The following is a 5,777-nucleotide window of genomic DNA, read 5'->3' on the forward strand; positions in this document are numbered from 1 at the left end:
GGAATGATGGCAACACACGCGACCTCTATGTCTAGTGCGCGAGCAATCACTGCATGCCCCGCCTCGTGATATGCAGCGATCTCGCGCTCTTCGAATACTTCGGTGTACTCCTGCTCGATATCCGGAGGATGGCAGCGCGACCCTAGGGGCCTGACATTGCTAGGGCGTAACTTTAACGCGCGCATCCCCGTTATGGAAGAAAGCTTCCGTTTTGGAGGCCGCCTAGGTGTCGGCCTACGCGCTTCGAGCTTCGCGATCGCGGCAAGCACGACGGCCGTTGCGACCTTCCCTTGAGACCATTGTGTGAGCGCCTCAATGGCGATCTTCAACGCCCCTTCACGGGTCATGGCATGATCTCCACAGCGTGCACTAGGCCGATGCTACCGAAAGAAGCGCGAGCGGCTGGAGGAGCCGCTCGCGCTAGCGCAAGGCTGCGCGGACTTCGCCATCTCATGGGGGTTGCGCGAAAGTATGAGAAGCCGAGTCCAAACGTCCCTCAGCAACTCGCATGCCAGACCGTCGCGACGCAAAAGAGGCGAAAAGCTGCGCAGCCTTTCCACAGGTCACGATCCACACGAAGCGCGGCGCTAAGGCCAGCACCGTGAAAAGCGTGCGGACGGCGGAAGGAGCCGCCCGCACGAGTTGCTGGTGGAGACTTGGCCGTCTCACGAGGTTCATCAGTAAGCAACCAAGCCATAAGGGGGTAGCAACCGGCGTGCCAAATAGTCGAAATGCAACTCTGCTTGAAGGAGAGGCAGAACGCAGCGCTTCCAGCTTTGGCCCGAGCAATTACTCGCAATTCAAATGGCGGCTTCCGGACACATGTCATCAATCGGACGCGGGTGAGCGAGATCAGACGTGCAGCGCTTTTAGTGACGTTGGGGTCGCGAGATGATTGGATCGATCTAGTCATCGAGTATAGCGATCAGCTCGCCGGGCTCCACGCCGGGCCTTTGCAACTGCTTCTCTTCGATCGGGCAGTTTAGCATTGCGGCCTTTGCCCCCGCAGTCTTTCAGGGGCAGCTTCACGGCTGACCGCAAGGTTACATGCCTGTTCGTCGTCGCTGTCTTCCTTGAGGATGGCGACCGTCACTATCCAACCATCCATCTTGCTGCACCTTGGAAAGAGTCCTGGCTATGTGAGGCCGGCTCGCTCCGATAATCTTGCAAATCCGGAGCCACCGGACTTATCAACGCCGCGCAGCACCGCACTGTCGTCTATGCATGCCAAAGTCATTCTGTTGGGGCTGATAGGCGCTAGGCATATGCCGCGCGGAAAGGCGAAGGTCTTCTCAGCCCTATGGGCGAGACGCTAGGTCTTTACGCTCTCTTAACCTCTCATGCTGCGGATGTCAGGCAGAAAGGAGGTGACTGCCATGACACTCGACGAATTTGTCGCTGCCGATATCGCTCATCTTCGAAAGCCAATTGCGATCGGCGATAGCTGCCCGCCAATAGCGGACAAGAACAGGCACAGCGCGCTAATCGCAGAACTCGAAGCATCGCTCAAGACGACCGATCAGCCGCAGAGCGCGGCCTGGTCAGGCTAGATGCGGTAAGGGGCCCTGCTCCGAGCAAAGGGGGCATGATGGTGGCTGTCCCCTGATCAAACGGGGTCACGACTTGAGTCGGCCCAAGCATCCGGAGACGGAGGGTTGCCGTGGAGAACTAGGCCGGAATCGACGTGTCATTGGAACTGTCGAGCGTGTGCGTTGTGGATGCCCAGGGTAAAATCCTGAAGGAAGCAAAGGTCGCGAGCGAACCCGACGCCTTACTCAACGGCGCGATGGTTTCCAGTGTCATGTAACGGGCACGCTGGACGGCCCATTCATCGTTCTGCTCGAGCAGGATCGCGCCGATGAGGCGGACGATGGCATCCTCGTTGGGGAAGATGCCAACCACCTCGGTGCGCCGCTTGATCTCGCCGTTGAGGCGCTCGATTGGGTTGGTGGAGTGCAGCTTGGTGCGATGTTGCGGCGGGAATTCATGTAGGCCAGCACATCGGTCTCCGCTTCGTCGAGGAAGTCGGCAAGCTTGGGCAGCTTGGGGCGGAGTTGATCAGCGACCTTACGCCACTGCGCCGTTGCGGCTTCGGCATCGTCCTGGGCGAAGGCGGTGGCGATGAAGGCGGAGACGACGCGCCGCCCGCTCTTGCCGGCGTGCGCCAGCGCGTTGCGCATGAAGTGCACGCGGCACCGTTGCCAGCCGGCGTTGACCACCTTGGCGACGGTGGCCTTGATGCCCTCGTGGGCGTCGGAGACGACGAGCTTGACGCCGCGCAGGCCGCGGCGGGCAAGTTTGCGCAGGAACGCCGTCCAGAACGTCTCGGCCTCGGAGGGACCGATATCCATGCCGAGAACCTCGCGGTGGCCGTCACTGTTGACGCCGACCGCGACAATCACCGCGACCGAGACGATGCGGCCATTCTGGCGCACCTTCACATAGGTGGCGTCGATCCACAGATACGGCCAGTCGCCCTCGATCGGGCGGACGAGGAACGCCTTCACTTTGTCGTCGATCTCGCCGCACAGCCGGCTCACTTGGCTCTTGGAGATGCCGCTCATCCCCATTGCCTGCACTAGGTCGTCTACCGAACGGGTCGAGACGCCCTGCACGTAGGCCTCCTGCACCACGGCGGTGAGCGCCTTCTCGGCCATCCGGCGCGGCTCTAGGAAGCCTGGGAAGTAGGAGCCCTTGCGCAGCTTGGGGATGCGCAATTCGACCGCGCCGGCGCGGGTCTCCCAGATCCGGTCGCGGTAGCCATTGCGCTGCGCCAGACGCTCGGGGTTCTTCTCGCCGTAGGCCGCCCGGTGTGGCCCTCGACTTCCAGCTCCATCAGCCGCTGGGCGGCAAAGCCGATCATCTCGCGCAACAGATCGGCATCGGGGGTCTTCTCCACGAGCGTGCGCAGGTTCATCATATCGTCGGTCATCGGTGATTCCTCGGTTGCGTTGGCGTGTCGCAACCCGATCCTACCGGAGAACTGCCGATGACCACCGCAAAGCCGCCCGCCCGCTACGGCGCTATTTGAGGCGCGCGTGCGGGCGGCTTTGCTCTACCGAGCTACACCATCACTGGGGACACGACCGGATTCTCATAGAGCAGTTTCTCGGTGGCTCGCGCATCATCCACATGTACGGGAAAATACGAGACGATGTAGCCAACGCTATTCAGGTTGACTGAGAAGCAGAAGGCACGGTCTTAGAAGCTGCGTTCGGCCGTGGCACCGGCGAATATCATATGAGAATGAAGCACCTTCTTGATGTGGTACATGCTGCGTCAGCGGGGTTGCGTGTGATCGACCCTCACGACAAGCACAAGTCGGCGCGTACCAGCAAGGTCTGTGCCAGCACCAATGTCCGTCCCTCAACTGCTGTGACATCGGCCAATGAAACGCCTTCGAATGCCACGACATCATCTGATGAAACGTTCGCCCAGAATGGCCAGGAACGGAAGCTTGCCTTCGTCAGCGCATCCGTCGACCGCCGGACGACCAGTCCGGATCGCCTCGTGAGGCCAGCTTCGCCGTTTGTGGTGCAGGCCGGCACAGTCATTCCGGCCGCTCTCATCACGGGCATTCGATCCGATCTGCCGGGGCAGATCACGGCGCAGGTGACGGAAGCTGTCTATGACAGTCCAACGCGGCGAGCGCGCCTTATCCCGCAGGGGGCAAGGCTGATCGGCACCTACGACAGCCAGGTGGCATTTGGCCAGTCGCGCGTACTGTTGGTTTGGACGCGGCTGATTATGCCGAACGGGCGTTCGATCGTCCTGGAACGGCAGCCTGGCGCAGATGCATCTGGATACGCCGGCCTCGAGGACGAGGTCGACAATCACTGGAAATAGCTCTTGGGCGCAGCAGCGGTTTCGACACTGCTCGCTGTTGGCACGGAGGTCAATTCGGGCGCGGACGCAGGCAACACCAACAGCGACCTCATTGCTGCGCTCCGGCGTGGAGCGGAGGATTCCGCAAATCAGACAGGACAGCAGCTGGTTCGCCGCAATCTCAACATCCAGCCAACGTTGACGATCCGCCAGGGATTCCCGGTGAGGGTGATCGTCAACCGCGACCTGATGCTCGAACCATATATAGGATAACGCGATGGCAAAGCTCAAGCTTGGAGCGATCGAAGACGACAAACCGATCAAAGTGGCGCACGAACTGCCGGCAAGCGTCCACCGGGACCTCGCTGCCTACGCTGAAATCCTGGCCCAGGAAACGGGACAACCCGTTCAGGATCCAGCCAAGCTGATCGCACCTATGCTGGCGAGGTTCATGGCGGCGGACAGGAGCTTTCGCAAAGCTCGGCGCGCGCGTCAGCGTGCGAATGGAGGCGAGGGGTAGCGCTCTAACAGCAAGTTCAATGCGGCCAACTTGGGTTGTCGTTGTCCGCTCGCGAATATGCCCAAGAGTCGAGCCGGCCGCGGCCGGTGCCGTCGCGCAATTCGCGTAGAAGAGGCTCGCATACGATTCCTGCGTTCGTGCTAATCAGGCTCGCCGCGGCGGCTGACACCGTGGCGCTCGATTTTTGGCGCCTTCAGGCTAAACTAGCTTGGAAAACAAAAGATCCTCAAAGGCTTTCCGTCTCTCGTAGTTCTGCATCGTCACGCTATCGCCGTGGGTGCTGATGACGGACTATCGCTGGACATGGCTGAAGAGGAATATTGGCGCGTTCCAACTCAATGATCGATCGCGGCTCAGCATCGACTTCAGATCGCGCTTATCAACTGTCGACTTCGGCGGAGTAGAACAACACATCCGCGATCATGATCATTCTGCGTCGTGATGCAAGCCGGTTGATCCGCATGCTGGCCAGCATGTACATGGTGAGGATCCAACCGGTCGCTGTGTTGAGAAGAAGGCCGTTCACGGAGTAGATTATTACCGAGTGGCCTGGGCTGACGGACGGCCGGGAGAGTCGCCGCGGACTCGTCGTGCAGGATTGCCTTCCCTTAAGCCCACTTGCCGGGGATGAGCTGGATCACTCTGGTGGCCTTTATTGCTCTGGCCGAGATACGCCCGGTACGTCAACTTAATGCCTTCCTCCAGTGAGGTCTGGGCACGCCAGCCGAGCCTGGCCAAACGGCTGACGTCGAGCAGCTTGCGCGGGGTGCCGTCCGGGCGCGACGTGTCGAAGCTGATCTCACCGCGATAGCCGACGGCCGCCGCCACCAAGAGTGCGAACTCGGCGATGGTGATGTCTGCGCCGGTGCCGATATTGACCAGGTCCGGCGAGGAATAGGTCTTCATCAGGTGGATGCAGGCGTCGGCGAGATCGTCGACATAGAGGAATTCGCGGCGCGGCGTCCCGGTGCCCCACACCACGACTTTGGTTGCGCCTGAGACCTTGGCCTCGTGGAAGCGGCGGATCAGCGCGGCGACGACGTGGCTGTATTCGGGATGATAATTGTCGCCAGGACCGTAGAGGTTGGTCGGCATCACGTTGATGAAATCGGCTCCGTACTGGCTGCGATAGGCCTCGGCCATCTTGATGCCGGCGATCTTGGCGATGGCATAGGGCTCGTTGGTCGGCTCCAGCGGGCCGGTCAGCATCGAATCCTCGCGCAGCGGCTGCGGCGCCAGGCGCGGATAGATGCAGGACGAGCCGAAGAACATCAGCTTCTCACATCCATTGGCATGGGCGGCCTGGAGCACATTGGTCGAGATCGCGAGATTGTCGTAGAGGAATTCGGCCCGCAGCGTGTTGTTGGCGACGATGCCGCCGACCTTGGCGGCGGCGAGGAACACGGCCTGCGGCCGCTTCGCGGCAAACCAG

Annotated in this window: 5 protein-coding genes and 2 pseudogenes; 3 read left to right on the top strand and 4 right to left on the bottom strand. The window is 61.0% G+C overall.

The features are described 5' to 3' along the window. Positions 1–347: hypothetical protein (locus K359_RS64095; protein WP_035978434.1), on the bottom strand; the 347-nt coding region annotated here is incomplete at its 3' end. Between the two features lie 1,029 nt (positions 348–1,376). Here K359_RS64095 and K359_RS63855 point away from each other — a divergent pair. Further along, positions 1,377–1,550: a hypothetical protein gene (locus tag K359_RS63855; RefSeq protein ID WP_165123024.1), complete on the top strand. Its 174-nt coding sequence runs from the start codon at positions 1,377–1,379 to the stop codon at positions 1,548–1,550. Positions 1,551–1,881: 331 nt separating this feature from the next. On the opposite strand, the pseudogene K359_RS56225 reads toward K359_RS63855, so the two are convergent. Together K359_RS56225 and K359_RS66600 are read right to left on the bottom strand one after the other, a co-directional pair. Next, positions 1,882–2,777: pseudogene (locus K359_RS56225) on the bottom strand (IS256 family transposase); the annotation flags it as partial. Further along, complete coding sequence (locus K359_RS66600; protein WP_371261262.1) at positions 2,669–2,932, bottom strand: hypothetical protein; 264 nt, start codon at positions 2,930–2,932, stop codon at positions 2,669–2,671. The gene K359_RS66600 and the pseudogene K359_RS56225, both read right to left, overlap by 109 nt. Positions 2,933–3,318: 386 nt before the next feature. On the opposite strand from K359_RS66600, the pseudogene K359_RS65475 reads away from it, so the two are divergent. Beyond that, positions 3,319–4,098: pseudogene (locus K359_RS65475) on the top strand (TrbI/VirB10 family protein); the annotation flags it as partial. Positions 4,099–4,102: 4 nt separating this feature from the next. Continuing rightward, positions 4,103–4,345: a DUF2274 domain-containing protein gene (locus K359_RS0146570; protein ID WP_029085104.1), complete on the top strand. Its 243-nt coding sequence runs from the start codon at positions 4,103–4,105 to the stop codon at positions 4,343–4,345. Between the two features lie 537 nt (positions 4,346–4,882). Here K359_RS0146570 and K359_RS56235 read toward each other — a convergent pair. Beyond that, positions 4,883–5,777 (bottom strand): GDP-L-fucose synthase (locus tag K359_RS56235; RefSeq protein WP_245284944.1); only part of this gene is annotated, 895 nt, incomplete at its 5' end.

The sequence above is a fragment of the Bradyrhizobium sp. th-b2 genome (genome assembly GCF_000426785.1).
Taxonomy (GTDB): domain Bacteria; phylum Pseudomonadota; class Alphaproteobacteria; order Rhizobiales; family Xanthobacteraceae; genus Bradyrhizobium; species Bradyrhizobium septentrionale.

What these genes read in the sequence shown, in the direction of transcription:
- K359_RS63855 (WP_165123024.1), top strand. Translation starts at nt 1,377, where the DNA reads ATGACACTCGACGAATTTGTCGCTGCCGATATCGCTCATCTTCGAAAG.
- K359_RS66600 (WP_371261262.1), bottom strand. Translation starts at nt 2,932, where the DNA reads ATGACCGACGATATGATGAACCTGCGCACGCTCGTGGAGAAGACCCCC.
- K359_RS0146570 (WP_029085104.1), top strand. Translation starts at nt 4,103, where the DNA reads ATGGCAAAGCTCAAGCTTGGAGCGATCGAAGACGACAAACCGATCAAA.